This is a genomic window from Streptomyces sp. NPDC059788 (genome assembly GCF_042732265.1).
Taxonomy (GTDB): domain Bacteria; phylum Actinomycetota; class Actinomycetes; order Streptomycetales; family Streptomycetaceae; genus Streptomyces.
Genome location: NZ_JBHWHY010000035.1, coordinates 63106 through 87902, shown reverse-complemented (window position 1 = coordinate 87902; position 24797 = coordinate 63106). Strand labels below are relative to the sequence as shown.

At 71.1% G+C, this 24797-nt stretch carries 15 protein-coding genes; 4 read left to right on the top strand and 11 right to left on the bottom strand.

What is annotated here, in order from left to right; all coding sequences use genetic code 11:
• The first annotated feature begins 58 nt into the window (after positions 1–58).
• Positions 59–595, top strand: a complete 537-nt coding sequence (locus ACFV57_RS28340; protein ID WP_385238095.1) for a CGNR zinc finger domain-containing protein — start codon at positions 59–61, stop codon at positions 593–595.
• 48 nt (positions 596–643) lie between these two features.
• Here ACFV57_RS28340 and ACFV57_RS28335 read toward each other — a convergent pair whose 3' ends face one another.
• The 11 genes from ACFV57_RS28335 to ACFV57_RS28285 all read right to left on the bottom strand — a co-directional run bounded on the left by ACFV57_RS28335 (position 644) and on the right by ACFV57_RS28285 (position 16428).
• Positions 644–3706 carry a type I polyketide synthase gene (locus ACFV57_RS28335; RefSeq protein ID WP_385238094.1) on the bottom strand — a complete coding sequence of 1021 codons (3063 nt, stop codon included), beginning with the start codon at positions 3704–3706 and terminating at the stop codon, positions 644–646.
• Positions 3703–4902: an FAD-dependent oxidoreductase gene (locus ACFV57_RS28330; RefSeq protein WP_385238092.1), complete on the bottom strand. Its 1200-nt coding sequence runs from the start codon at positions 4900–4902 to the stop codon at positions 3703–3705. The genes ACFV57_RS28335 and ACFV57_RS28330 overlap by 4 nt, the downstream gene beginning before the upstream one ends.
• A gap of 61 nt (positions 4903–4963) precedes the next feature.
• Complete coding sequence (locus ACFV57_RS28325; RefSeq protein ID WP_385238091.1) at positions 4964–5722, bottom strand: thioesterase II family protein; 759 nt, start codon at positions 5720–5722, stop codon at positions 4964–4966.
• A gap of 133 nt (positions 5723–5855) precedes the next feature.
• On the bottom strand, positions 5856–7550 hold the full coding sequence (locus ACFV57_RS28320; protein WP_385238089.1) for a (2,3-dihydroxybenzoyl)adenylate synthase: 1695 nt from the start codon (positions 7548–7550) through the stop codon (positions 5856–5858).
• The gene (locus ACFV57_RS28315) at positions 7547–7807 is read right to left on the bottom strand and encodes an acyl carrier protein (RefSeq protein ID WP_385238088.1); all 261 of its coding nucleotides are present in this window, start codon (positions 7805–7807) and stop codon (positions 7547–7549) included. The genes ACFV57_RS28320 and ACFV57_RS28315 overlap by 4 nt, the downstream gene beginning before the upstream one ends.
• A gap of 130 nt (positions 7808–7937) precedes the next feature.
• Complete coding sequence (locus tag ACFV57_RS28310) at positions 7938–9029, bottom strand: ParB/RepB/Spo0J family partition protein (protein WP_385238086.1); 1092 nt, start codon at positions 9027–9029, stop codon at positions 7938–7940.
• A gap of 9 nt (positions 9030–9038) precedes the next feature.
• Positions 9039–10310: a DegT/DnrJ/EryC1/StrS family aminotransferase gene (locus ACFV57_RS28305; protein ID WP_385238085.1), complete on the bottom strand. Its 1272-nt coding sequence runs from the start codon at positions 10308–10310 to the stop codon at positions 9039–9041.
• 164 nt (positions 10311–10474) lie between these two features.
• Positions 10475–12301, bottom strand: a complete 1827-nt coding sequence (asnB, locus tag ACFV57_RS28300) for an asparagine synthase (glutamine-hydrolyzing) (protein ID WP_385238083.1) — start codon at positions 12299–12301, stop codon at positions 10475–10477.
• 202 nt (positions 12302–12503) lie between these two features.
• Positions 12504–13733: a cytochrome P450 gene (locus ACFV57_RS28295; RefSeq protein WP_385238082.1), complete on the bottom strand. Its 1230-nt coding sequence runs from the start codon at positions 13731–13733 to the stop codon at positions 12504–12506.
• A 174-nt stretch (positions 13734–13907) separates the two neighbouring features.
• Positions 13908–15146 (bottom strand): multidrug effflux MFS transporter, encoded by a 1239-nt coding sequence (locus ACFV57_RS28290; RefSeq protein WP_385238080.1) that lies wholly within the window; start codon positions 15144–15146, stop codon positions 13908–13910.
• Positions 15147–15414: 268 nt separating this feature from the next.
• Positions 15415–16428 (bottom strand): helix-turn-helix transcriptional regulator, encoded by a 1014-nt coding sequence (locus tag ACFV57_RS28285; protein ID WP_385238078.1) that lies wholly within the window; start codon positions 16426–16428, stop codon positions 15415–15417.
• A 303-nt stretch (positions 16429–16731) separates the two neighbouring features.
• On the opposite strand from ACFV57_RS28285, the gene ACFV57_RS28280 reads away from it, so the two are divergent.
• The 3 genes from ACFV57_RS28280 to ACFV57_RS28270 all read left to right on the top strand — a co-directional run bounded on the left by ACFV57_RS28280 (position 16732) and on the right by ACFV57_RS28270 (position 24793).
• Positions 16732–17151: a hypothetical protein gene (locus ACFV57_RS28280; protein WP_385238076.1), complete on the top strand. Its 420-nt coding sequence runs from the start codon at positions 16732–16734 to the stop codon at positions 17149–17151.
• Positions 17152–17280: 129 nt separating this feature from the next.
• Complete coding sequence (locus ACFV57_RS28275) at positions 17281–17802, top strand: hypothetical protein (protein ID WP_385238074.1); 522 nt, start codon at positions 17281–17283, stop codon at positions 17800–17802.
• 352 nt (positions 17803–18154) lie between these two features.
• Positions 18155–24793, top strand: coding sequence for a toxin glutamine deamidase domain-containing protein (locus ACFV57_RS28270; protein WP_385238072.1), 6639 nt, complete (start codon positions 18155–18157; stop codon positions 24791–24793).
• The last annotated feature ends 4 nt before the right edge of the window (positions 24794–24797 follow it).

The following is a 24797-nucleotide window of genomic DNA, read 5'->3' as shown; positions in this document are numbered from 1 at the left end:
GGATGTGCATCCTTCCGGGGCCTGAAGCCTTCCGGGATCATGCTGCTGTAATACCCTTGTGCAACAGAACCCTTACGGAGAAGATCCCGTTCGGCTCGTCCTGGACCTCGCGGACCGGCCGCCCCTGACCCCCGGGGAATTCGCCGAACGCTGCGTCGCCGCCGGTATGGCGATCGACCGCCCGGTGACCGACGAGGACCTGGCGGAGATCCTGGACTTCATCCCGCGCTGGCTCGCGGTCGTCGACGCCGACACCCCCGAACGGCGGGCCGTCCTGCTCAACGAGCTGCTGACGTCGTCCTCCGCGCACCCCCGGCTGACCGACCACGCCGACGGCGGCTGGCACATCCACTACCGCGCCGACGGCCTCGGCCTGGCCGGCGTGGTGCGGGCCGTGGTCAGCGTGGGCACCGCCCTGCACCTGACCGGCCGCGGCATGGACCGGCTCGGCCGCTGCGCCCTGGCCGAATGCGGCCGCGCGTACGGCGACTTCACCCGCGGCGGCCGGCAGCGCTACTGCTCCCACGCCTGCGCGAACCGCGACGCCGTACGCCGGTTCCGCGCCCGGCAGACACAGCAGGCACAGCAGCCGTGAGGCCGGCGGGAGGGGGGACCGCCGGCCTCACGGGTCATCGCAGTGGCTCTACGGCGACTCGGCCGCCTCTGTCTCCGGGTCCGCCGCGGCGGCCGTGACCACCCCGGCGAGCTTCGCCGGTGTCGGGTGGGACAGCAGCTCACGCAGGGACACCGTCGCCCCCAGCTCGTCGCGCATCCGGTTCACCACCTGGGTGCCCAGCAGTGAGTGCCCGCCCAGCTCGTAGAAGTCGTCGTCGACTCCGATGCCCTCGAAGCCGAGGAACTCCTCCCACAGCGCCACGATCCGCTTCTCGGTCTCGTCGCGCGGGGCGGCGTAGGCGGACCGCAGTCCGGCGGGCCGCGCCGGGCGCTCCTGGGCCGGGCCTTCCTTCGGTTCCGAAGGCGCGGGCCGTACGTCGGCGGACTGCGCGGGCGTTCCGGCGGCCCCGGTGCCCTGCTCCCCGCTCGGCCCGATCCAGTGGCGCTCCCGCTCGAACGGGTAGCCGGGCAGCGTGGCCCGGTGCCGTGGCCCGTCGTGCAGCGCGCGCCACCGCACCTCGCCGCCCGCCAGCCACAGGTCCCCGATCCCGAGCAGCAGCGTCTCCATGTCGTCGCCCGTCTCGCCGGGGCGGCGCATCGTCCGGACGGCGGAGATCCCCCGCCGTCCGGCCAGGGTCGCCCTGGCCAGGGTGGACAGCGTGGTGCCGGGCCCGACTTCGACCAGGACGGTACGGCCCTTGGAGGCCGCCGTACGGACCGCGTCGGCGAAGCGCACCGGCTGTCGTGCGTGGCCGCCCCAGTACGCGGGGTCGGTGGCCTGCTCGGGGGTGATCGGCTCCCCCGTCACCCCGGAGACGAAGGGCCGCTCGTACGGAGCGAGGGCGGCGCCGCGCACGGCCTCGGTCAGCGGGCCGACCACCGGGTCCATCATCGCCGAGTGGAAGGCGTGCGAGGTGTGCAGACGCCGCGCGGACACCCCCTCTTCGGCCAGCAGCCGCTCCAGCGCGGCCACGCCTTCCCCGGGTCCGGCGGCCACGCACAGGGCCGGTGCGTTGACGGCGGCGACGGTCACTCCCGCCGGCAGCAGCGGGAGCACCGCCTCCTCGGCGGCCTCGACCGACAGCATCGCCCCCGGCGGCTGCTCGCGCATCAGCTTCCCGCGCAGCGCGACCAGGTGCAGCGCGTCCTCCAGCGGCAGCACCCCGGCCACACATGCGGCGGTGAGTTCGCCGACGCTGTGGCCCACCATGTCGTCCGGCGTCACGCCCCAGCGCATCAGCAGCCGCGCGAGCGCGTACTCGGTGGCGAACAGTGCGGGCTGGGCCACCTCCGTCGAAGTGAGCCGCCCGGCCCCGGCGTCCGTGCCGTACAGCACGTCGCGGAGGTCGAGGCCGAGGTCGGCCCGCAGCAGCCCGGCCGTGCGGTCGATGTCGGCGGCGAAGCCCGGGTCCGCCGTGTACAGGCCGTGGCCCATCCCGGGGAACTGCGTTCCCTGGCCGGGGAACAGGAACACCGTGCGCGGCGGCCCGGTGCCCGAGTCGCCCTGGCGCGCGCGGCCGGGGTCCGCGCCGCCGAGGAGCGACTGCACCCGCGCCGGGCCGGGCGGCACCAGGACCGCCCGGCGGTGGCGCATCGGCCGCCTGCCGGTCTGCAGGGTGTACGCGGCGTCGGCGACGTCGGGGGCGTCCGGCCCGTCGAACCGCTCGGCCAGCCGGTCCGTCGCCGCCTGGAGTGCCGACGGCGTCTTGGCGGAGAGCAGCAGGAGCTGCGGCCGGTCCGTGGCGCGGCGGCCCGCCGGGGGCGCGGCCGGGGCCTCTTCGAGGATCGCGTGGGCGTTGGTGCCGCCGATGCCGAAGGAGCTGACGCCGATGCGGCGCGGGCCGCCGTCCGGCTCCCAGGCCACCCGTTCGGTGTTCACCCGGAACGGTGTCGCGCCGAAGTCGATCCGCGGATTGGGCGTACGGAAGTGCGGGCTGGGCGCCAACTCGCGGTGCTGTAGCTGGAGTACGGCCTTGATCAGGCTCGCGATGCCGGCGGCGGACTCCAGGTGCCCGATGTTGGCCTTCACCGAGCCGAGGGCACAGTAGCCGGTGTCCCCGGTGAAGTGCCGGTGGGCGCGGGTCAGCGCGTTGATCTCGATGGGGTCGCCGATGGGGGTGGCGGTGCCGTGCGCCTCGACGGCGGTGACGGTCCGGGCGTCCACGCCGGCCGCGCGCAGCGCCTGCCGGATCACCCGCTCCTGCCCGGTGACGCCGGGCGAGGTGTAACCGACCTTGTCCGCGCCGTCGTTGTTGACCGCGGAGCCCTTGAGCACGGCCAGCACCCGGTCGCCGTCGTCCAGCGCGTCGGCCAGCCGCTTGAGCACCACCACGCCCGCGCCACTGCCGAAGACGGTGCCCCGGGCCTCGGCGTCGAAGGGGCGGCAGTGCCCGTCCGGCGAGTAGATCAGGCCGCGCTCGTAGCGGTAGCCCACCCGGTGCGGCACCCGTACGCACACGCCGCCGGCCAGGGCGACGTCGCAGTCCCCGGTGCGCAGCGACTGGGCGGCCTGGTGCACCGCGACCAGCGAGGTGGAGCAGGCCGTCTGCACCGACAGCGCGGGTCCGGTGAAGCCGAGCTGGTGGGCGGTGCGGGTCGCCAGGTAGTCCTTGTCGTTGTGGATCTGCAGTTCGAAGACGGCCGAGTCGAGGACGATCCGGCGGCCGCCCAGGAGGTTCGACATCAGGTACGCGGGCATGTTCGCGCCCGCGAAGACCCCGCCGGAGCGGACCGCCGCCGGGTCGATGCCGGCGTGCTCCATGGCGTGCCACGCGCACTCCAGGAACAGCCGCTGCTGCGGGTCCAGGAGGGCCGCCTCCCGTGCGCTGAAGCCGAAGAACCGTGCGTCGAAGAGGTCCACGCCGTCCAGGAGCGGAGCGGCCCGTACGTAGTCGGGATGCTCGAACTCCGTCCGGGCGATGCCCTCGGCGAGCAGTTCCTCCTCCGTCAGGCGGGTGAGGGATTCGACGCCGTCCCGCAGGTTGCGCCAGTAGGCGTCGACGTCGTCGGCCCCGGGGAAGCGCCCGGCCATCCCGACGACGGCGATGCCGCCGCCGTCGGGGTGCGTGGTGCGGTCGTCGCGCAGCGTCATTCGGTGATCCCGGACGGGCCGGCGGGGGTGAGGGCGTGCCGGCTGATGTCGTACGCGGTGCTCCCGTCGAGGGCGAGGTCGGCGCAGATCTTCCCCCAGAGGGGGGTGAACTTGAAGCCCCAGCCCGCCACGGACACCACGACGTTCTCGCCGCCGTCCACCAGCGCCCCGGCGTCGCCGAGGAAGAACTGCCGGGCGGGGTCGGTGGGCAGCATCGCCAGGCAGGTGGACAGCTCCGCCGGGCGCGGGTCGGCCCAGGGCATGTGCGCGGTGGCCCAGTCGGTCACCCGCTCCACCGGCCGCTGGGCGGGCAGCCCCTTGGCGTCGTCGGCGTGCTCCATCGCGTCGGTCTCGAAGACCGGGCCGAGCCGGATGTCGTAGCTGGTGGACCAGGGGTTGGGCGGGAAGCCGTAGAAGAGGTTGGTGTCCTCCTGCGTGGGTTGCTGGAAGGCGAACCAGAACGGCCTGCCGGGCTCGGCGCGGCGCTGGTGGAGGGTGACCAGCGGCAGTTCGTACAGGCCCACGCCCAGCCGCGCGCCCCACGCGCCCAGGATGTCGTTGGCGTGGCCGCCGTTCGTGAGGACGACCTTGTCCGAGCGGTAGGTGTGCTCCTCGGTCCGTACGGTGACGCCGTCGCGGTCCGGGTCCACCGCCAGCACGCGCTCGTTGCCGCGCAGCACCGCGCCGTGCTGCTGGGAGAGCTGGAAGACCGCGCCGAGCGTGCCGCGTACGTCGATGGCGCCGCCGTCGCGCTGGAGGAAGCCCTCGTAGTGGGCGGGGAGGCCGGTGAAGCCGTAGCGGCGCTCGATCTCCGTGTTCGTCAGCCACTCGTACGGCACGTCCATCTCTTCCATGGCGCGCGCGGTCCCGGAGATCTGGCCCTCGTTGGTCTCCACCTCGGTGTCGCCGAACCACAGGCTGCCCACCTCGTGGAGGAGTTTGCGGCCGGTCAGCGACTCCAGCTCCCGCCACATCGGCAGCGCCTCAAGGGTCAGCGCGAAGATGTCCCGCTCGGTGTACTGCAGCCGCCAGTGCCGCTCGGCGCCGCTCGTGCCGCCCCGCTCGTTCATGAAGCCGTACCGCTCCAGGACGAGTACCTTGCGTCCGCCGCGCCGGGCGGCCTGCCAGGCCGTGGCCAGGCCGATCGGCCCGCCGCCTATCACGATGAGGTCGTAGTGCCGGTTGCTGTCGCTCATGGGTCTGTCTCTTTTCTCCACGGGAAGGGGCCGGCTCGGGGTCCGGCGGGCGGCTGGGGTGTCAGCGGACGGGCAGTGCGAGCAGCTCGGCGACCGCGGCCACGGTCTCGGCGTGCCGTTCACGGAGGTAGAAATGTCCGCCGTCGAAGATCCGGTCCGTGAATGAGGCGCGGGTGAAGGCGGACCACTCGCGGATGTCCCGCGGGGTCACCGCCGGGTCGTCGGCGCCGCAGAACGCGGTGATGGGCAGGTCCAGGGCCGGGGCGTCGGCGCCGAACCGGCAGGAGTCCACCACCTGGTAGTCGGCGCGCACCACCGACACGATCAGCCGCGCCAGCTCCGTGCTGTCGTGGACGCTCGCGGGGATGCCGCCCAGCCGGACCAGTTCGTCGAGGACCCCCCTGTCGTCGTACCGCAGGAGGTCTCCGGCGTGGATACGGGGCGGCGCGAACTGGGCGGAGACGATCAGCCGGTCCGGCGTCGGGAAGCCCGCCGCCTCCCACCGGCGGGCGATCTCGTACCCGACCGCGGCCCCCATGCTGTGGCCGAAGAACGTGAACGGCAGGTCCAGGCAGGGGGCGAGCTGGGCGGCGAGCAGGTCGGCGAGCTCGTCGATGTCGTCGACCAGCGGATCGTCGATGCGTTCCTCGCGGCCGGGGTACTGCACCGCCAGCAGGTCGACGTCCGCGGGGAGCCCGTCCCGCCAGGAGCGGTAGCAGGAGGCGCCCCCGCCGGCGTACGGGAAGCAGACGAGCTGGTGGCGAGGCGGTGCGGCACCGGCGGCGTGTTTGATCAGCGGAGACGTTCGCCCCAGATACATGGATTCACCTCGTGACGGTGTGCGGGGGTGCGAAGAGGCGGTGGTACGGGCGCGTGGCGCCGGGCGGGGAACCCGGGGCCGGTGCGGACGGCGGGACCGGCCGGACCGGCGGGGGCCGGCGGCTTCGGCTGGATCAGTGCTTCTCGGCCGCGAGCCGGCCGGCGATGTCCTCCCGCAGGGCCTTCTTGTCGATCTTCCCGATGCCGGTCAGCGGCAGCGCGTCCACGATCTCCAGCCGCTCGGGGAACTTGAAGGCGGCCAGGCCCTGTTGCTCCAGGAACCGGCGCAGTTCGCGCAGCCCGACCGTCCCCTGACCGTCGAGGACTGCGTAGAGGCACACCGCCTCGCCGTAGAGTTCGTGCGGCATGGCCACCCCGGCCGCCTGGGCGATGCGCGGGTGGCGGTGGGCCATGCTCTCCAGTTCCTCCGCGGAGATCTTCTCGCCGCCCCGGTTGATGGAGTCCCGTACCCGCCCTTCCAGCACGACGTTGCCTTCGCGGTCCACGCGGACCAGGTCGCCGGTGCGGTAGAACCCGTCGTCGGTGAAGGCCGAGGCGGTGGCCTCGGGGTTCCGGTAGTAGCCGGCCACGGTGTAGGGGCCGCGGGTCAGCAGCTCACCCATCTCTCCCTGGGCCACCGGCCGTCCGTCCGCGTCGACGACCCGGATCTCGTCCGCCGGGCCGGCCGGGCTGCCCTGGGTGGTGTGCACGACCTCGTCGGCCGCGTCGAGGCGGGTGAAGCACAGCAGGCCCTCGCTCATGCCGTAGCACTGCTGGAGCGTGGCGCCCAGATCCGTGCGGACCCGGGCGGCCGCCTCGGCGCCGGGCCGGGCGCCGCCGACCTGGATCACCTCCAGGCTGCTCAGGTCGGCTCCGGAGCCCGGCGCGGCGGCCAGCCACTGGAGCATCAGGGTCGGTACGAGCGTGCAGTGGGTCACCCGCTCCCGCGCGATCAGCTCGAAGGCGGCACGGGGGCTGTTGGGGTTGGCGAGGACCACCCGGCCGCCCGCGATCAGCGTGCCGAGCACGCCGGGGCAGTTCATGACGAAGCCGTGGGCCGCGGGCATGACCACCAGGTTGACCGTCTGCGGGGTGACGCCCGCGATGCCCATGGCCGTACGGATCATGTAGCCGTAGCCCTCGTGGGCCCGCGGGATCGCCTTCGGCAGGCCGGTGGTGCCGCCGGACAGCAGGAAGACGGCGGCGTCCCGCGGCGTGGCGCCGGGCGCGGCGGGGTCGGCCCGGGGGCCGCGCGGCGCCGCGTCGTCCGGCGCGGGCCGGCACAGCCGCGTCAGGTCCGTCTCGTCCTCGGCGAGCTGTTCCGCGCCCCGTACGAGCAGCTTGCGCAGGCAGGGGTGCCGGTCGCGCAGCGTACGGGCCAGTCCGAGCCGGTCGGCGCGGCGGGTTCCGCTGTCCACGGCGAGGGCGACGGGCCGGGTGACCGACACGATGTGGTTCAGCTCGTGCTCGCGGAACGCCGGGAGGATCAGCACCGGCGGCGCCCCCACGTGCAGCAGCGCCAGCACCAGGACGACGTACTCCAGGCAGTTGGGCAGCTGTACGCAGACCCGGTCGCCGGGGCCGATGCCCTGGGCGCGCAGCCGGGCGGCCGCCTCGTACACCGCCGCCGCCAGTTCCCCGTACGTCACCCGGCGGTCGCCGTCGACGACCGCGCACCGGTCGGGCTGGGCGCGGCACCGGTCGAGCACGAGGTCGATCACCAGCTCCGGCCGCCACAGCCCCGCTTCGCGGTAGGCCGCGGCGCGGTCGGCGTCGATGACGGGTACGTCCGGGTCCAGTACGGCGCGCTCGCGCACCGGCGCCGTCATGACGCGCTCCGCTGCTCGGCGATCAGCTCGGCCAGCCGGCCCAGCGTGTAGTCGTCCTGGTCCCACAGGTCGACCGTCACACCGAACCGCTGCTTGAGCACGAGCTGCAGCTCCGTCGTCTCCACCGAGCTGAGCCCCAGCTCGGTACGGAGCGTCCAGTCAGCGCCGGCCTCCGCCAGGTCCGCTTCGTCGAGTCCGATCTCGGCCAGGGTCTCGGTGACCGCGCCCAGCGGACCGGCTGTCTCTTGGGTCGACAAGGGGAATTCCCTTCCACATCCGTTGTCGTCGAGGGCGCGGGGCGCCCGAGGGTTTCAAGGGGTCACGAAGTACGGGGCGAGGCGGCCCGAAGCGGGGCCGTCCCGGGTGCGACCGTCCGGCCTGCCCGGGTCAGCTCTCCGGGGCGCGTCCGGCCATCTCCCGCGCGAACTCCTGCCACACGCGCGCGCACTGGCCCGCGATGTCGGCCACCGCCCTGGCGCAGTGCGGGGGCACCCCGTCGACGAGTGCCTGCCAGTGGGCGAGCGGTATCTCGTGAGAGCTGAGCAGCCGGAGCAGTGCCCGCCCCATGTCGGTGGAGCGCAACGCCGGGTCGTGCTTCAGGGGCCGTAACCGTTGCGGCAGCGACGGGGGCCGTACGTCCGGCCCGGCGCGCTGTTCCCCGGCCCCGTCCCCGCCGTCGGCCTTGCCGCCCGCCTCGCCGTCGATGCGCCAGGAGACGACCGGCGGGCGGTGGGCGGTATCGACCACCCGGTTGACCCCGCCGCGGGGAGGGGGCACCGGATGCAGGCCGTTCTCCAGCCGTTTGCGCACGTCCTGTGCGGTGCCCAGGGATATCCCCGCGGAGCTGGCGATCTCCCGCAGCGAGGCGTGCGGGCGTTCGCCGATCAGCTTGCTGGCGTACAGCCGCCCTTCGGCCACGCTGGACGGGTGCGCGCGGCCGTCCCGGCCCAGCCTGCCCACACCGTTCAGTCGAGGATCTTCCTCGGCTGAACGGCGCCGGATGACGCCGACGGTCTTCGGGGACAGCCCCGACGCCTCGCCGATCGACCGGTCCGACCACTGCGGGAAGGCGCGCAGGATGCGGGCGGCGGCCGTCTTGCGGTCGGCCAGCGACAGCGGCAGCCCGTGTCCGACGTTGGAGCGCACCGCCAGCACGAAGCACTCCTCCTCCGTGCCCTCGACGTACTCCACCCGGACCTGCGAGCCGCCGCGCAGGAGTTCGGCCTGCACCCGGTGCGCCCCGTCGAGCACCCGCATCGTCGGGTGGTGCACCAGGATCGGCGGCAGCAGCGAGGCGTCCAGCATGGCCAGCGTCCTGACGTGTTCCGGGTCCTGCCCGCCGCTGCGCAGCGGACAGGAGACGTCCAGAGCGCTGATCGGCACCGTGACGGCCCGGCCGGGTCGTACGACGCCGGGCCCGGGGGCGGCCTCCGGTCCCCGTAAGGCCGCCTCGACGGTCATCCCCTCACTCACGTTCATCCCTGGATGTCAGCCGGCCGCCATGGCGACGCCCAGCGTGGCCGCCGCCGTTCCCTCGGCCATGGCCTGGACCTCGGCCAGCGACTCGTCCAGCGCCTCGACGAGATAGTTCACCTGCGAGGGCCGCAGCCCGGGGTGGCAGGGCAGGTTGAGGTGCTGGTCGAACCACATGCCCTCGGCGACCGGGCACTCGCCGCGGCCGTGCCCGCGGTGCCGCCACTCCGGGGTCAGGTGCAGCGGGAAGTAGCGCAGCTGGATCTCCACCCCCCGCCGGTCCAGGGCCAGCAGGAGCTGGTCGCGCAGCTCGCGGCGGGCCGCGAAGCAGGTGTAGAGGTGGTACGCGTGTGTGCTGTGCGCGGGGGCCTGCTGGGGCCGCATCCACGGGTAGCGGCGCAGCACCGCGTCGAGCCGGGTCGCGATCGAGCGCCGGGTCGACTGGAGGTCGTCCAGGCGGCCGAGCTGCGCCAGACCGACGGCCGCCGCGGCCTCGGACATCGTGGCGTTGGTGCCGGCCCGCCGGATGCGGGTGACGCGGTCGCTGTAGACCGCGGCGGAGTACTTCATCCACGGCAGGACGAGCGGCTCGTCGGGGTCGATGCGCTGCTCCGGCTCGATGTGCGCGTCGACGTCGTTGCCGCGCAGCCGTTCCAGGCGCAGGGCCCACTCGTCACGGTCGAAGGTGACCATGCCGCCCTCGCCGAGCGTGGTGATGTTCTTGGCGTTCTGGAAGCTGAAGCAGCCGATGTCGGCCAGTGAGCCCGGGGTGCGGCCCCGGTAGTCGGCGCCCAGCGCGTGCGCGCAGTCCTCGACGACGAGGACGCCGTGCCGGCGGGCGATCGCCATGATCTCGTCCATCTCGGCCGGGCAGCCGCCGTAGTGGACCAGCAGCAGGGCCTTGGTACGGGGGGTGATCAGCGCTTCGGCGGCGGCCGGGTCGATGGCGAGCGTCGTCGGGTCGATGTCACAGAAGCGGACCGTCACCTCGCGGTCCAGCAGTGGCATGACGGTGGCCTGATAGGTCTGGGGGGTGGCGATGACCTCGTCGCCGGGCTGCAGGTCCAGGAGCTGGATCGCCAGCTCCAACGCGACGGTGCCGCTGGTGGCCGTCATCGCGTGCCGTGCGCCGACCAGTTGGGCGAAGGCCCGCTCGAAGCGCTCGCGCCAGACGCCCATCGACAGCGGGGACTCGCCCCGCAGCAGCTCGGTGAGCGCGGTGGCCTCGGTCTCTCCCAGTACACTGCCCCGTTTCGCACAGGGCACTACATAGCTCCTGTCCAACATGCGTCCCATCAAAGCCGTGCGCCGCGTACGCCCCCAAGGGCCGACGGCGGTCAGCTGGGTCAGGACACAGTCAGAATGGTCAGCCCCGATGCTGACCACCGGCTGACCGGGGCCGGCATCGGGATTCGCGCGGGCACCCGGGTACGAGCGGCCCGGGCCGGGCGTCAGAGTTTCAGTTCGTGGGTCTTCAGCCAGCTGTTGAGCTGGACCATGAATTCCAGCCCGGCGCGGGCCGGCCAGCCGTCCGCCCGCTTCCGGCGGATGCCGCCGCGGTCGATCAGGGAGTGCACCGGTGCGCCGGGGTCGGACGCCAGCCGGTCGAACTCGTCCCGCAGCGAGGCGTCGTAGCGGGGATCGTGGCTGATCGGATACGCGCTCTTCTTGCGTTCCGCGATGCTGACCGGGAGCAGGTCGCGGGTCGCCGCCCGCAGCAGGCTCTTCTCCTTGCCGTCGAAGAACTTCATCGACCACGGCACGTTGAAGGCGTATTCGACGAGCCGGTGATCGCAGAACGGTACGCGTACTTCGAGTCCGACCGCCATGCTCATCCGGTCCTTTCGGTCGAGCAGGAACGGCACGAAGCGGGTGATGGCGAGATAGCTCACCTCCCGGATGCGCCGCTGCGCCGCGTCCTCACCGGGCAGTACCGGAATCTCGGCCAGCGCTTCCGCGTAACGCCGGGCGCGATAGCCCTCGATGTCCAGCTCGGCGATCAATTCGGGGTCCAGCAGCCCGGAGAGCACCGGCATCAGGTCGTATCCGGCGGCCACCCAGGGAAAGGTCTCGGCGTCGCGCAGCTCGGGCGCGTGGAACCATCCGTAGCCGCCGAAGAGTTCGTCGGCCGCCTCTCCGGACAGGGCCACCGTCGAGCGTTCGCGAATCGCCCGGAACAGCAGATACAGCGAGGCGCAGCCGTCACCGAGCATCGCGGCCGGCGCGTCATGCGCCTTCGGCACCACGGCACGGGTCCGCGGATCGGCGAGTTCCTCCAGGCTGATCACCAGATTGGTGTGATCGGCCGCCACGTGGGCGGCCATTTCGGCGGCGAACGGGGCGTCCGGGGAACTGTGCACCACGTTCGCGGTGAAATCCCGGTCGTTGTCCGCGAAGTCGACGGAGAACGAGCGGACCGGGCCGGCTCCGCGCGCGGCGAGCGAACGGGCGGCGAGGGCGGTCACCACGCTGGAGTCCATCCCGCCGGAAAGCAGGGTGCACAGCGGGACGTCGGCGATGAGCTGGCGCTCGACGATGTCTTCGAGCAGCTCGCGCACCGTCCGCACGGTGGTGTCCAGATCATCGGTGTGCTCGCGTGCTTCAAGGGCCCAATAGCGGTGGATACGCAGCCCCGTGCGGCCGAAGCGGAGCAGATGGCCGGGGCGGAGTTCGTACATGCCCTGGAAAATCGCGTGCTCCGGGGTCTTCACGCTCGCCAGCAGTTCGCACAGCCCGTCCTGGTCCACGACCGGACGCACTTCGGGATGCGCGAGAATCGTCTTGGCCTCGGAGCCGAACAGGATTCCCCGGCCCGTCGGGTAGTAGTACAGCGGTTTGATGCCGAGCCGGTCGCGTACGAGGACCAGTTCCTCGCTGCGGGCGTCCCAGAGCGCGAAGGCGAACATTCCGTTCAGCTTGTCCACCATGGCCGCGCCCCATTGCAGATAGGCGTGCAGGACGACCTCGGTATCGCTCTCGGTGCGAAAACGGTGCCCGAGCGTCCGCAACTCGGCCCGCAGTTCGCGGTAGTTGTACACCTCGCCGCTGTATGTGACGGCCACCAGCTCCCGGCCGTCCTGTTCGACGGTCATGGGCTGGGCCCCGCCCTCGATGTCGATGACCGCGAGGCGCCGGTGACCGAACCCGACGTGGGTGTCCGTCCAGTATCCCTGCGCGTCCGGGCCCCGGCAGGCCATCGGATCGGCCATGTCCCGCAGCACGTCCCGCGCGCCGCTCATGTCACGTTCGAAGTCCACCCATCCCGTTATGCCGCACATGAAATCTTCATCTCCTCGGACGCGTTGATTCAGTCTGAGTCAGTGGACATGTTCTGTGCATCGTTGAGAGCGCTCGGCGCGATGCAAGCGCTCGGCGTCAAATGAGCGACGTGCAGCGAGCGACGTAGAGCGACAGGTCCTCGACAGTCCGCCGCCACCCTGCCACTACGTCACTACGCCTCCCCGCCACCACTTCACCCCGTCACCAGACAACCGGGAATTCATGAATTCCGTAGATGTCCGCATCGTGTTTGAACGGCAGCTCATCGGTCGGTATCGCGGAGCGCAGGGTGGGGATACGGCGCAGCAGCGTCGAGTAGACGATCTCCAGTTCCATACGGGCGAGGTTCTGCCCGAGACACTGGTGCGCGCCGAAACCGAAAGCGAGTTGGTGGCGCGCGCCGCGCTGCATGTCCAGCTCGTCGCCGCCGGGGAACACCTCGGGATCGCGGTTGGCCACGTTGCAGAGCGCGACCAGGACGTCCCCCGCTTTGATCAGGGACCCGCCGAGTTCGACGTCCTCGGTGGCCACGCGGGTGGGAATGAACTCGGCGATGGTGAAGTAGCGCAGCAGTTCCTCCACGGCGACCGGGATCTTGCCCGGGTCCGCACGCAGGGCGTCCGCGTCCTCCGGCCGGTCCATCAGGACCATGGCACCGAGCGAGATCATGTTCGCGGTGGTCTCGTGCCCGGCGACCAGGAGGAGGAACGCCATCCGGGCCAGATCCTCGCGCCGGTACGTCCCCTCTTCACGCAGTCGCACGATCTGCCGCCCGAGCAGGTCGTCGGTCGGCGCGGTCTCTTTCTCCGCGATGAGGCCGCCGAGGAACTCCAGGAGTTCGTCGAGCGCGCGCAGCCGCTCCTCGGCGGACGCGCCGCGCAGCAGCAGCTTGTTGGAACGGGCCTGGAAGAAGTCGTGGTCTTCGTAGGGCACCCCGAGCTGCCCGCAGATCACCAGCGAGGGAACGGGCAGGGAGAGCGCGCTGACCAGATCCGCTGGTTTCGGCCCGGCCAGCATCGCGTCGAGGCAGCCGTCCACGATCTGCTGAATACGCGGCTGCAACGCCTTCATGCGCTTCAGGGTGAATTCGGCGGTCACCGAACGCCGGACGTCCCGGTGTTCCGGCCCGTCCATGGAGATCATCGTCCGGCGGAAATTCCCCGGCTGCCCGTCGACCTGGAACGGAAATCCCTGCTTCTGCCGGTCGGCGCTGAACCGGCTGTCGATGAGCATCGTACGGATGTCGGCGTGGCTGCTCACCGCCCACACCGGCGCACCGGGCGCCAGATTCGCCAAGGAGACCTTGACGGGCCGGCCCTGCTGCTGGAATCCGACGTGCTGCGCGTTCGGTGCGTAGGGACAGCCGCGGGCTATCTCCAATTCCTCGACGGGCGCCGTAGTGGCGGTCAGCTGACTTTCCGTACGGGTCACGGGCTTTCCCTTCTCAGGTACGTCGCGGTACGTCACGGAACTCCGGATATGTCGCGGGGCACCGGACTCGCCGCGGGACACCGGGTACGTCACAGGGCACCGGGTACGTCCGCGTCACCGGGCATCCGGACGCATCCGCGTCACAGGCCCCGGGATACCCCGCATACGTCGCCCTCAGGACGACTGACCGGCCGGCTCGCCATGCCCCTGCCACGGCCGGGCGAGGGTGAGCAGGGCCACCGCGGAGACGAGCACACAGCCCAGCACCACGACGGCCGTCGACATGGCGGTGGTGTTGCCCAGCACACCGGGCAGCGGCGCGGCCGCGGCGCCGAGCACGAACTGGGCGCCGCCGAGCAGGCCGGAGGCCGCTCCGGGCGCATCGCTGCCGACCGCGAGGATGATGGTGATCGACGCGGGCAGCAGCAGCCCGAACCCGGACGTCAGGCCGAACAGGCAGGCCCACGTGGTGGGGAACGTGTCGACACCGACGGAGAGCAGAGTCACCAGTGTGGCCAGGGAGACCACGGTGATGACCACTCCGATGACGAGCAGCAGGTTCAGGCGTACCCGCCCGGCCAGCCGCCCGAAGATCGCGCCGGCCACCACGGTGCCCACCGCGTTCGTGGCGAAGACGAGGCTGTACGCCGTCGGCGACAGGCCGTAGCCGCCTTCGAAGACGAACGGCGAGCCGGTGATGTAGGCGAACAGGGCGCCCAGGCCGCACCCCATGGCGAGGAGGTAGCCGACCAGTTCGCGGCGCCGGAGCAGTCCGCCCATCGCGGCGAACACGGTCCGCAGGCCGCCGGTGCGGCGCCGCTCGACGGGCAGCGACTCCGGGACCCACGCCCGGATCGCGATCATCAGCAGCAGCCCGGTCGCGGCCAGCGCCACGAACACCAGGCGCCAGGAGCCGACGCCGAGAATGAGGCCGCCGATGACCGGTGCCAGCACCGGCGCCGTGGACCCGATCACGCTCAGCGTGGTGAGCTGGCGGGCCGCGTGGGTGCCGGTGAACCGGTCGCTGACGACCGCCCGCCCGAGGACGATCCCCGCGCTGCCCGCGATCCCCTGGAGCAGTCGGGCCACGTCGAACACGGCGATCGACGGGGCGACCGCGCAGACCAGGGAGAACACGGCGAACATGCCGGAGCCGGCCAGGAGCAGCCGCCGGCGTCCCATCGCGTCGCTGATCGGGCCGAGCAGCAGCTGCCCGACGGCGAGCCCGATGAGACAGGCCGTCAGGGAGATCTGCACGGCCGATTTCGAGGTGCCGAACGCGGTGACGATCTCGGGGAAGCCGGGCGCGTACATGTCGATGGCGAACGGCGACACCGCCGAGAGTCCGCCGAGGACGATGATCAGTCGCCCCGTTCCGGTCCGCGGGGGCGCGGATTCGATACTGACGGTCATCGGTCTCCATCCGAGGATTCCTGAGGGATACCGGCCGAGTTAGGCAAGGCTACCCTTACTTTTTCTGCTGACGGCATGGCTGCGCCGACAGGGGCATCGAGTGCGATCCTGACGACGGCAACGACGGCCGGTGCGACCGCTGCTCACCCCATCGTCGGCGCCGGGCCCGTATCACGGTGTGGAGCAAAGCCCCCGGAAATGTGGAGCGCGACGCCCTCCCGGCAACCGCCGGCCGTCCGCCCACGGGCCCGTCCGGCCGCTCCCTCTCTCAGGAGTGCGCCCGCCTGAACCGGGCGGGGCTGATCCCCCGGTCCCGCCGGAAGGCGTAACCGAAGTTGCTGGGCGAGGCGTACCCGACCTCGTGCCCGATCCGGGCCACCGGCCAGTCGGTCTCGACGAGCAGCGAAGCCGCCCGGTCGAGACAGCGGCGCCGGTGATACTCCATCACCGACATCCCGTACAGCGCGCGGAACCCGGTCGCCAGACGCCGCACCGACATCGACGACGCACGGGCCACCTCGGCCAGCGTCGGCGGCGCGTGCCGTTCCCGCCAGAGCATCTCGGGGACCCGGCGCAACGCGACCACCTCGTGATCGTCCAGCGCGAGGTCCCCGCCCTCCTCGGACGGCACGGTGGCCGTGAGCCCGTCGATCAGCGCCCCCAGCGCGGCCACCAGCCGGGACTCCATGAACAGCAGGCGCCCCGGAGACGTCCGCCGGTGCAGGAAGATCTCCTCCAGCGGTCCGGCCACCGGACGCAACGCGGTGGACCGGCCCAGATACCGCTCACGCGCCACCCGCTCCGGCCCGATGGCCGGCAGCTCCCCCGCCCCGAGCCCCCCGAGATAGGACTCCAGCCCGGTCCAGGTCCCCGTGACCGACACCGCCCGGTACCGCTCCCCGTCACCGTGCTCGACCACACCGTCGGTGGCACACCGCGGGCTCAACGACACCGACCGGGCCTGCAGATCCCCGGCACCGGTGCTGCTCTCGCTGATGTGCATCCGCCCGTCGACGCAGTGCTCCAGCTCGAAGTGGTCCCCGGGAAAGGCGAACCCGACCTGGTGCCCGCCCGCGAACGCGACGTCGTACCGCACGATGTGAAACCCGCTCCGCAGCGACGTCACCTCGATCGTCCCGTCCCCGACCTCGGGCCGCAGCCGATGCCGCACGGTGCCGTCGCGGCATTCGTCGACCTGCGCGATCGACGCGAAGTACGCCTCATGCGTAGCCTCGAATGCACTGGGACCGGCCGCGCCGGCCAGCTGGTGAAACCGGGTCACATGATCAGGTTAGCCATACCTTGCCGCCTTGCACATGTCTTGGCGGTGGATGGGGGCGCGGCTGGGTGTTCCCGATGCCGTACGGCCTCCTTTCCCTCGCGCCAGGGATGCGCGGGCGCTTCCGCCCTCTGCCCTCGGGCCGCCGGGCGCCGGGCCGCCGGGCCGCCGGGCCGCCGGGCCGACACTGCCGGGTACCGTCGGCCGGCGGTCCCTGAAACCACAGCTGGCTCATCCGCGTCCGTTAAGTTGAACTCAGGCATCCGTTCAGTCGTCGTGACGCTCGCGCAAGGGGGAGAAAGTTCTATGACGGACCCGAACAACTCGGGCGAAAACCCTGTGGGGGATACCGCGGGGGTCCCGGCCGGTGACGCACATTCCCAGCCACTCGCCGCGCCGCCGCCCTACCCTCCGCCCCTCCCCCCGTCCCCGCCACCGGTCGTCCCGGCCGACGCCGACCACGCCCTGGAGATCGGACGCACGCATTTCCCCCCGGTCGGTTCCCCCAACGGGCCGGTCGGGCTATATGTGCACGAATTCGACATCGGCTATCTCATCTACGCCGGATACCCGGTCCACGACGACCCGAACAGTCCGCCGCCCTGTCCCGGAGGCAGCAATGTCGTCATTTCCAAGGCCGATGGCGAAGTGACGTTCCTGCCCAACTACCCGCGTGACTCCGCCGTGGAGTTCTATCACCGGTTGCAGCGCCCGGGTACGCCCTGATTCATCCCGGCACGATAAGCCTCGGCCCGGCCTTCGCGGCTGTCTTCGCCGTCGCGGAGTCGGACGGTCCATGGCGGGTTGTCGACACGCCCCCGTAGGCTCGGCCGGGCAGAACACATCGAGTACCGAATGCAGACGAGCACTACGACGGGGGACGTCATGGGCGGCGCGGGTGGTTTCCAGACGGATACGGAGTCGCTGAAGGCCGAGGGCACCAGCTTCGTGAAGCTGGGCGAGGACTTTCAGAACTCGGTCAAGCGGCTGATGGACGGGCTGAGCGCCCTGGGCGCGGGTCCGCCGGGCACGCCGCCGGCGGGCGGGCAGAAGGAGCCGGACAAGTCCTTCGGCGAGCAGTTCACGAGCGGGCTGACGTCGTTCGCCAGCAAGGCCGACATGCCGCCGTGGGGCGACGACGAGATCGGCGAGAAGTTCGGCGTCGTCTACGAGGGCGTACGCGACGGCATGTACGAGTCGATGGGGCACCTGTCCTCGAAGCTCCAGGAGATCGGCAAGGCGTTGACCTCGATGTCGAAGAACTACGCGGAGTCCGAGGACTTCAGCGAGTCGCTGATCAAGCAGCACGTGCCCAACCCGCAGGCGGGCGGGTCGGACAAGTTGGTCTCGCGGCTGGAAGGGCCCAGGCCGCACTGAGGGTGAGGCGGACAGGCTCGCGAGCCGAGTGAGTCCGCGGGCGGACCGAGTTCACGGGCCGGCCGAGCCTTGGGCCGGGTGGTGGTACGGGGGTTACGGGCTAGCTTCGGCCGCGCGGGGCAGCAGCTTCGGCCGCGCGGGGCAGCAGCCCCACCGCCTCCACCGCTCACGGTCCCGCGCCTCACCGCTGTCCGCCTCGCTGTCATCGCCGCTGTCCGCCACGCCGTCGCCGCCGCTGTCCGCATCGCCGTCAAGCACGATCACTGCCGCCGGTCACCGTTCACCGGCCGGCCGTACCCGCACTTTCACGTACCTTCACGTACTTTCACGGGGGAGCTCCACCTTGTCTCTCATGCTGCCGGATCCGCTGGAATGGGTCCTGGACATGCTCGGCTTCAACTGGCCGCATGCCGACGAGGACAAGCTCATCGAATGCGCGCAGGTCTGGCGCCAGTTCGCCGCTGATGTCGCCGGCCACCAGACCCGCGGAAACAGCGCCGCCGCCAACGTCCTGTCCGAGAACGCCGGCGACTCCATCGAAGGTTTCAGCAAGACCTGGGACAAGTTCGCCGACGGTTCCGGCTACTTCGACGACGCCCGCCAGGCCGCCGAAATCATCGCCTTCACCCTGGAAGCCGCCGCCGCTCTGGTCGTCGGCATGAAAATCGCCGTGATCGCCCAATTGGTCATCCTGGCTGCCGAAATCATCGCCGCCCAGGCCGCCGCCCCCTTCACCCTGGGCCTGTCCGAAATCGGCGCCGCCGCCGGTACTCTGGCCACCCGCGAGATCGTGCGCCGCATCCTCAAAGAGGTCGCCAAACAACTCCTGGACGCCATCATGGAGGCGGCCAAGGAACCGGTCATCTCCGCGCTGGAGGCGATGGCCTCCGACCTCATCGCGCAGACCGTCAATCAGAACTTCGGCGCCCAGAACGGCTATGACCTCGGACGCACCACCAAGAAGGGCGTCGAGGCCGGCAAGGACGCGCTGAAGAACACCGGCGAAACCCTCGGCGAATCCCTGCGCGACGGCGCCGGCAGCCGCGCCGGGCGCCGTGCCCGCCACGGCCTGGACTCCGCCGCCGGCCATGGCGATGACGGCGGCGGAGGCGGAACCGGGGGCGGCTCGGGGGATGGCGGTGGCTCGGGGAGCGGTGGCGGCTCGGGGAGCGGTGGCGGCTCGGGGAGCGGTTCCGGTTCCGGTAGTGGCAGCGGCGGCGGCTCGGGGGCTGGTTCCGGGTCCGGGTCGGGTTCCGGTTCTGGGTCGGGTTCCGGTTCCGGGTCGGGCTCGGGTCCCGGCTCGGGTACGGGTGCGGGCGGCTCGGGCCCCGGGTCCGGTACGCATGCCGGGTCCGGCTCGGACTCCGGCGGGCCCGGTGGGAGCGGTGCGGACGGTGGCTCCCACCCGTCCGGTGCCGGTGCGTCCTCCGGAACGGGCCACTCCGGCGCCAACGGCTCAGACGGCACGCCCTCCCGCCCCACGGCACAGCCACTGCCGCCCCCGGACCAGCGCTCGCCTTTCGACTCCGGCTACCAGGGAGCCGACCGGCACAGCCCGGACGCAGGCGACACACGCCCCGACACCGCCTCCGCCCGCAATGACTCCGGCGCCGCCCCGGACTCTGCTTCCCACCGCCCTGCCCCGGACGCCGTCTCCACCCAGCCGGCCCCGGACCACACCCCGGATTCCGCACGCCCGAACCCGGACAACAACCCCCACAACCTCACCACCCAACCGGCTCCGGACCACACCCCGGAGGCGGCCCGCCCCACCTCCGACAACGTCACCACCCAGCCCGCCCCGGACACGACCCCGGACCACGCGCGCCCCAACCCCGACAACCTCTCCACTCAGCCCGCACCGGGGCCGCCACCCCCCACCCATCCGGACGCGGCACCCGCCCCCGCTCCGGCGCCCGACGCCGGCCCGGCCCCGGACCGTTCAACGTCGGACCAATCCGCGCCGCGCCACGACACCCCCACCACCACGCCCTCCCCCGGACCTGCCTCCTCTGCACCCTCTGCACCGGACCCCATCAGCGGCAACCCGCCGAGCAACGACGGCTCCAGTTCCACCCCCGACGACAACGGCTCCAGCGGCACCGGCAGCGGCCGTCCCGCCACGCCACACGTCAGCGCACCGCCCCAGGGCGCCCCCGTACAGCACTCGCCGTCCTCGGGCCAGCCCATACAGCAGCGCGACCCGGCACCGGGCAACCCCATGCCCCATATGCGGGACGACACCGAACTGATCACCCAGTCCGCGGACACCGCAACCGCCCCGCCGCCCACCCGCACCCCCACACCCACCCCGGATGCGGGCCCGGCACCCGCCCCCCAGCAGAACACCCCGCAGAATGCGGGACCAGCCATGGGCATGCCGACCGCCATGCCGCCCCAGGCCGGCCCCACCCCTGCGAACTCCACCCCGTCCCGCAGCAGCACACCCTCCAACGCCAACACCGCACCGCAAGCCGACCGACGCCCCGACGGCCGCCGCCCCATCCAGGACGCCGCGCAACAGCCCCGGCCGGATCGTCCCCCGTACACCCCGCGTCCGGACGGCCCGCGCCGTGACACCCCCACCACCCCGCCGCGCGACAACCGCCGCCCCGACGGCTCGCAGGTCATCCACGCCCAAACCCAGCAGCCCCGTCCCGAAGCCCCGCCGCACAACCCGCGCCTGGACGGCCCCACCCCGGCCGACCGCACACAGCCGGAACGGGACGACCACACCCCTTCGGACCACGGTCATCCGCGCCCGGAACGGGGCACTCCGCACTCCGATTCTCCAGCCTCCGACGCCTCCCGTACGGACGCCCGTCAGCATGCCCAAGCCTCCCAGCCGAACCCCCAGCCCCAGGGCTCCCACCGGCCCGACGGGCCACACCCCGATGGGACACACCCCGACGCGGCAGGCCCGCAACCGTCACGCCCCGACCGTGACCGGCCCCGGCCGGAGGCCCAACAACCCGCCGCACCGCACCCGAACTTTCCCCACCCTCACCAACAACCGCACCAGCCCGGCCCCCACCAGCCCAATCCGTACCAGCAGCCCAACCCCCCGTACCAGCAGCCCCATCAGGCCGCACCCCATCAGCAGCCGCACCAGCCCACCCTGCAGAACCACCAGCCCAACCCCTACCAGCAGCCGCAACAACCGCAGCCGCACTACCCGAACCAGCAGCAGGCAGCCCCTCAGCAGCCGCACCAAGGGCCGTACCAGCAGCCGTATCAGCCCCACCACGCCCAAAACCAAGCTCAAGCTCAAGCTCAACAGCACCAGCCATATCAGCAGCCATACCAACAGCAGCAGCCACTGCCACCCCAGCACCCACCGCGCCCGAACTACCAGGACGTGCGAAACAGCCTCAACCACCAACCAAACGGCCTGTACTCGCCCTTCCCCCATGACCAACAAGCGCTGCTGAACGTCATCCCGCGCAACCCCGACGGCACCCCGCAACTGCACCCGGACCCGTTCCAGCCCTGGGCCTTCCACCAGAACGACGGCGGCACCAACGTGCCCGGGCGCTCCAACAACTGCGCGGACTGCACCCGCTCGTTCCTGGAGTCCTGGTACGGCAACCCCCAGGTCTCCGCACCGCGCACCTTCGACAAGGACCAGAACGGCAACCTCGACCGGTTCAGCGGTGAACGGGACGGCGCCCAGAACATCATGGACTGGGCGGGCACCCCCTTCCGCGACTCCGGGCACAACGCGCAGAACAGCTATGCCCGCATCGCCGACGAGCTCCGCCAGGCAGGGCACGGCGCCGGCGCTGCCGTCCTCGTCACCTGGCCGAAGAACGCCGACGGTTCAGGCGGTGGCGCGCATGTCTTCAATGCCGTCAATCACCACGGCCGCGTCGTCTGGGTTGACAGTCAGACCGGGCAAATCAGCCAGCAGCCCATCCACACCCACGCGGACCGCGTCTGGCACCTGACCCTCGACGCCAACCGCAATCCGTACGTCCCTGGCCAGGCCCAGACCCCCGCCCCCCAGCCATCACCACACCAGCCGCAACCGCAACCGCAACCGCAACAACACAACCCGTATCAGCAGCCCCAGCAGCAGCCATACCCCCAGCAGCAGTCACACCAGCCGGGCCCGTACCCGCAGCAGCAGTACCAGCAGCCGAATCCGTACGCCCAGCAACCGGGGCCGTACCAGCAGCAACCGCACCACCAACAGCCCTACGCACAGCAACCGAACCCATACGCCCAACAGCAGCCCTACCAGCCCCAGCAGCCTGGCCCGCACCACCCCCAACAGCCGCACCAGTCGCACCAGTCGCACCAGTCGCACCAGCCAGGCCCATACCAGCAACAACCACACCAGACGCAGCCCTACCCCCAGCAGCACCCCCAGCCGCAACCCCACCAACAACAGCCCAACCCATATATCCAGCCTCAGCAACAGCCGGGCCCGTCCCCCCAGCCCTACCAGCAGCACACACCACAAACCCAGCCACAACCACAGCCCGCCCCTCACCAAAACCAACACCAACACCAACCAGCCCCTCACAACCAGCAGACACCACAACAACAACCAGACCACCACCAGCAGCAGCAGCCCACTACGAACTCCCACCCTCAGCAGCAGCAAACGCCGCCCCAGCAGCAGACGCCCACTCCCGAGCAGACATCACAGCAGAACCAGGCGCCGACTCAGCAGACCGAGCCGCATCCGCAAAACGAGCATTCGGCCCCGAACCCGGACCCCACCCCTCATCCCGCCCCCAACCCCGACCCCAACCCTGGCCCCGACCCCAATCCCGACCCCAACTCCCTGAACGCCATCCGGGGCGACCTCAACCAGGACACCGGCGGTCTCCTGCCGCCTGACCCGAGTGACCAGCAACTGCTGGCGGACGCCCATCCGCGGAACCCCGACGGCACGCCGCAGCGTTTCGCCAACCCCTTCGAGCCATGGGGCCAGCTGCAGAACGACGGCGGCAACAAGGTTTCCGGTCGCGGCAACAACTGCGCCGACTGCTCCCGCTCCTTCCTGGAGACCTGGTACGGCAACCCCCAGGTCTCCGCACCGCGTACGCCCGACACCACGGCAGACGGCGCCCCGGACACCTGGTCCCCCGAGAACAACGCCAACGAGAACCAGATCCGCTGGAGCGGCGCCCGCCACACGTACACCGGTCGTGGCGACGATCCCCACACCGCCGCGCGGATCGCACACGATCTCCAGCAAGCCGGCCACGGCGCGGCGGCCATCGTGCAGGTCGCCTGGCCCAACAACGGTGGCGGTCACGCCTTCAACGCGGTCAATCACCACGGCAAGATCATCTGGGTGGACACCCAGACCGGGGCCGTCAGCACGGACCCGCTCCACATCTCGAATGCGGAGCACGTCTGGCACATCCCGCTCGACGCCGACCGTCAGCCGCTCCACGCCGACAAAGCCGTGGAGAAGCCCGACGGCACTTCCTCCGAGCAGGCCGACGGCAAGCCGGACTCCACTACCGAGCCGACCGGGACCGACCCCAACACCTCGTCTGCCGAAAAGACCGCGGAAAAGGCTCCGGAAAACACTCCGGACAAGTCCTCAGACCAGACTCCGGACACCTCCGCCGACAACACCGCTGACGTCACGGACCACTCCCCGACCGCCGACGACACAACCAATCCGCAGCACACGCCATCCGAAGGGCAGACGTCGGACTCCTCGCCGAGCAACCGCGAAAGTGTGCCCGCGCATCGCGGCGCGAGTATTTCGCAGTACCTCGCCGATCACCTGCGCAACAGCCCCAACCCGATGATGTACGGCAGGCCCGCCGCCGAGACAAGCGATGACGGAACAGCCGCGCAGGTGCCACCACCGCTGCACCCCACGACCCCCGACCCGCAAGGCCCAGTCGAACCCGCGGGCGCCGACCACAAATCCCCTGACCACACAAACAAGAACGACCCACTGCCCGAACCCACGGACCCCGCAGGCGAGCACCCGAACCCGCCCGACCCCGACCAGGGCCACGACGACCAGCGCAACGACGACCAAGGCCACGACCAGCATCACGACGGCAGCGACGACGACCGGAGCGAGCAACAGGACCCGGCCGAGCGCTTCAAAGCGCCGTCGGCCGGTGATGTCCGCGTGGACCCCCAGCCCGATTTCCCCGACCCCGTCGACCCCGGCGAAACCCCTGACACCCGTGACCTGGATTCCGGGGTGGACGACAAGAGCCGTGGCGGGCTGGTGGAGCAGCTCGACCTCAGCGACACCGACCGGGTGAAGGTCAACGAAGACGGCCTGATCACCAGCATCGACGGCAAATCCGTCAGCGAATACATTCAGGAAATGTCCGAGGAACGGGCACGCCAGCATGCCCTTATGCGGGATGCCAACCTGGAAGGACCTTGTTCCGCGCTGGCAATTGACCGCCGCACCGGAATGATCACCGAGGGCCTCAATGGCCTCGCGAGCGATCTGATCGAACCCGAGAATTTGCACCCGCTCCTGCGGGACAACTACCTCGGCATGGCCGCCTGGGTGCATCCGATCATGAAGAGCGAGGACGAGGTCCGTATCGGCGACCGGCTCGGTCCGGACGGCAAGGCGGCGCGGGACGAGAACGGGAATGTAATCAAGGAGGAGATGGCCCTCATCGGTCGGGCTTATTTCGACGAACCGCTGCGGCACGCCGAAGTCAAGGCCGTGAATGAACTCCTCTGGGCCCGGCAGCGACAGCTGGAGCAGGCTTGGCGTGCGGAACACGGAGACAGCTCCACACCGCCTCCGCTGAGCCGTGATGCCCTGAGCGATATGCGGTTCGACCCGCGCTGGATCGAAGAGGCCATTTCGAAAAACAAGAAGACCAGGGGAGCCGTAATTCACCTCCCCGGCCAATCGGCGCCGGCCTGCCCGAACTGTCACGGCATTCTCCGGGATGTGCCCAGCTACGCCGGGCGCCATCAGTATACAATTGGTGACTACCGGCGCAGGGACAGCGAACTACCCCCCGAAACGGACTGACACG

Excerpts from the sequence above, each read along its gene's own strand:
- ACFV57_RS28335 (WP_385238094.1), bottom strand. The coding sequence starts at position 3,706 with ATGACGCTGCGCGACGACCGCACCACGCACCCCGACGGCGGCGGCATC.
- ACFV57_RS28330 (WP_385238092.1), bottom strand. The coding sequence starts at position 4,902 with ATGAGCGACAGCAACCGGCACTACGACCTCATCGTGATAGGCGGCGGG.
- ACFV57_RS28325 (WP_385238091.1), bottom strand. The coding sequence starts at position 5,722 with ATGTATCTGGGGCGAACGTCTCCGCTGATCAAACACGCCGCCGGTGCC.
- ACFV57_RS28320 (WP_385238089.1), bottom strand. The coding sequence starts at position 7,550 with ATGACGGCGCCGGTGCGCGAGCGCGCCGTACTGGACCCGGACGTACCC.
- ACFV57_RS28310 (WP_385238086.1), bottom strand. The coding sequence starts at position 9,029 with ATGAACGTGAGTGAGGGGATGACCGTCGAGGCGGCCTTACGGGGACCG.
- ACFV57_RS28305 (WP_385238085.1), bottom strand. The coding sequence starts at position 10,310 with ATGTTGGACAGGAGCTATGTAGTGCCCTGTGCGAAACGGGGCAGTGTA.
- asnB (WP_385238083.1), bottom strand. The coding sequence starts at position 12,301 with ATGTGCGGCATAACGGGATGGGTGGACTTCGAACGTGACATGAGCGGC.
- ACFV57_RS28290 (WP_385238080.1), bottom strand. The coding sequence starts at position 15,146 with ATGACCGTCAGTATCGAATCCGCGCCCCCGCGGACCGGAACGGGGCGA.
- ACFV57_RS28280 (WP_385238076.1), top strand. The coding sequence starts at position 16,732 with ATGACGGACCCGAACAACTCGGGCGAAAACCCTGTGGGGGATACCGCG.
- ACFV57_RS28275 (WP_385238074.1), top strand. The coding sequence starts at position 17,281 with ATGCAGACGAGCACTACGACGGGGGACGTCATGGGCGGCGCGGGTGGT.
- ACFV57_RS28270 (WP_385238072.1), top strand. The coding sequence starts at position 18,155 with ATGCTGCCGGATCCGCTGGAATGGGTCCTGGACATGCTCGGCTTCAAC.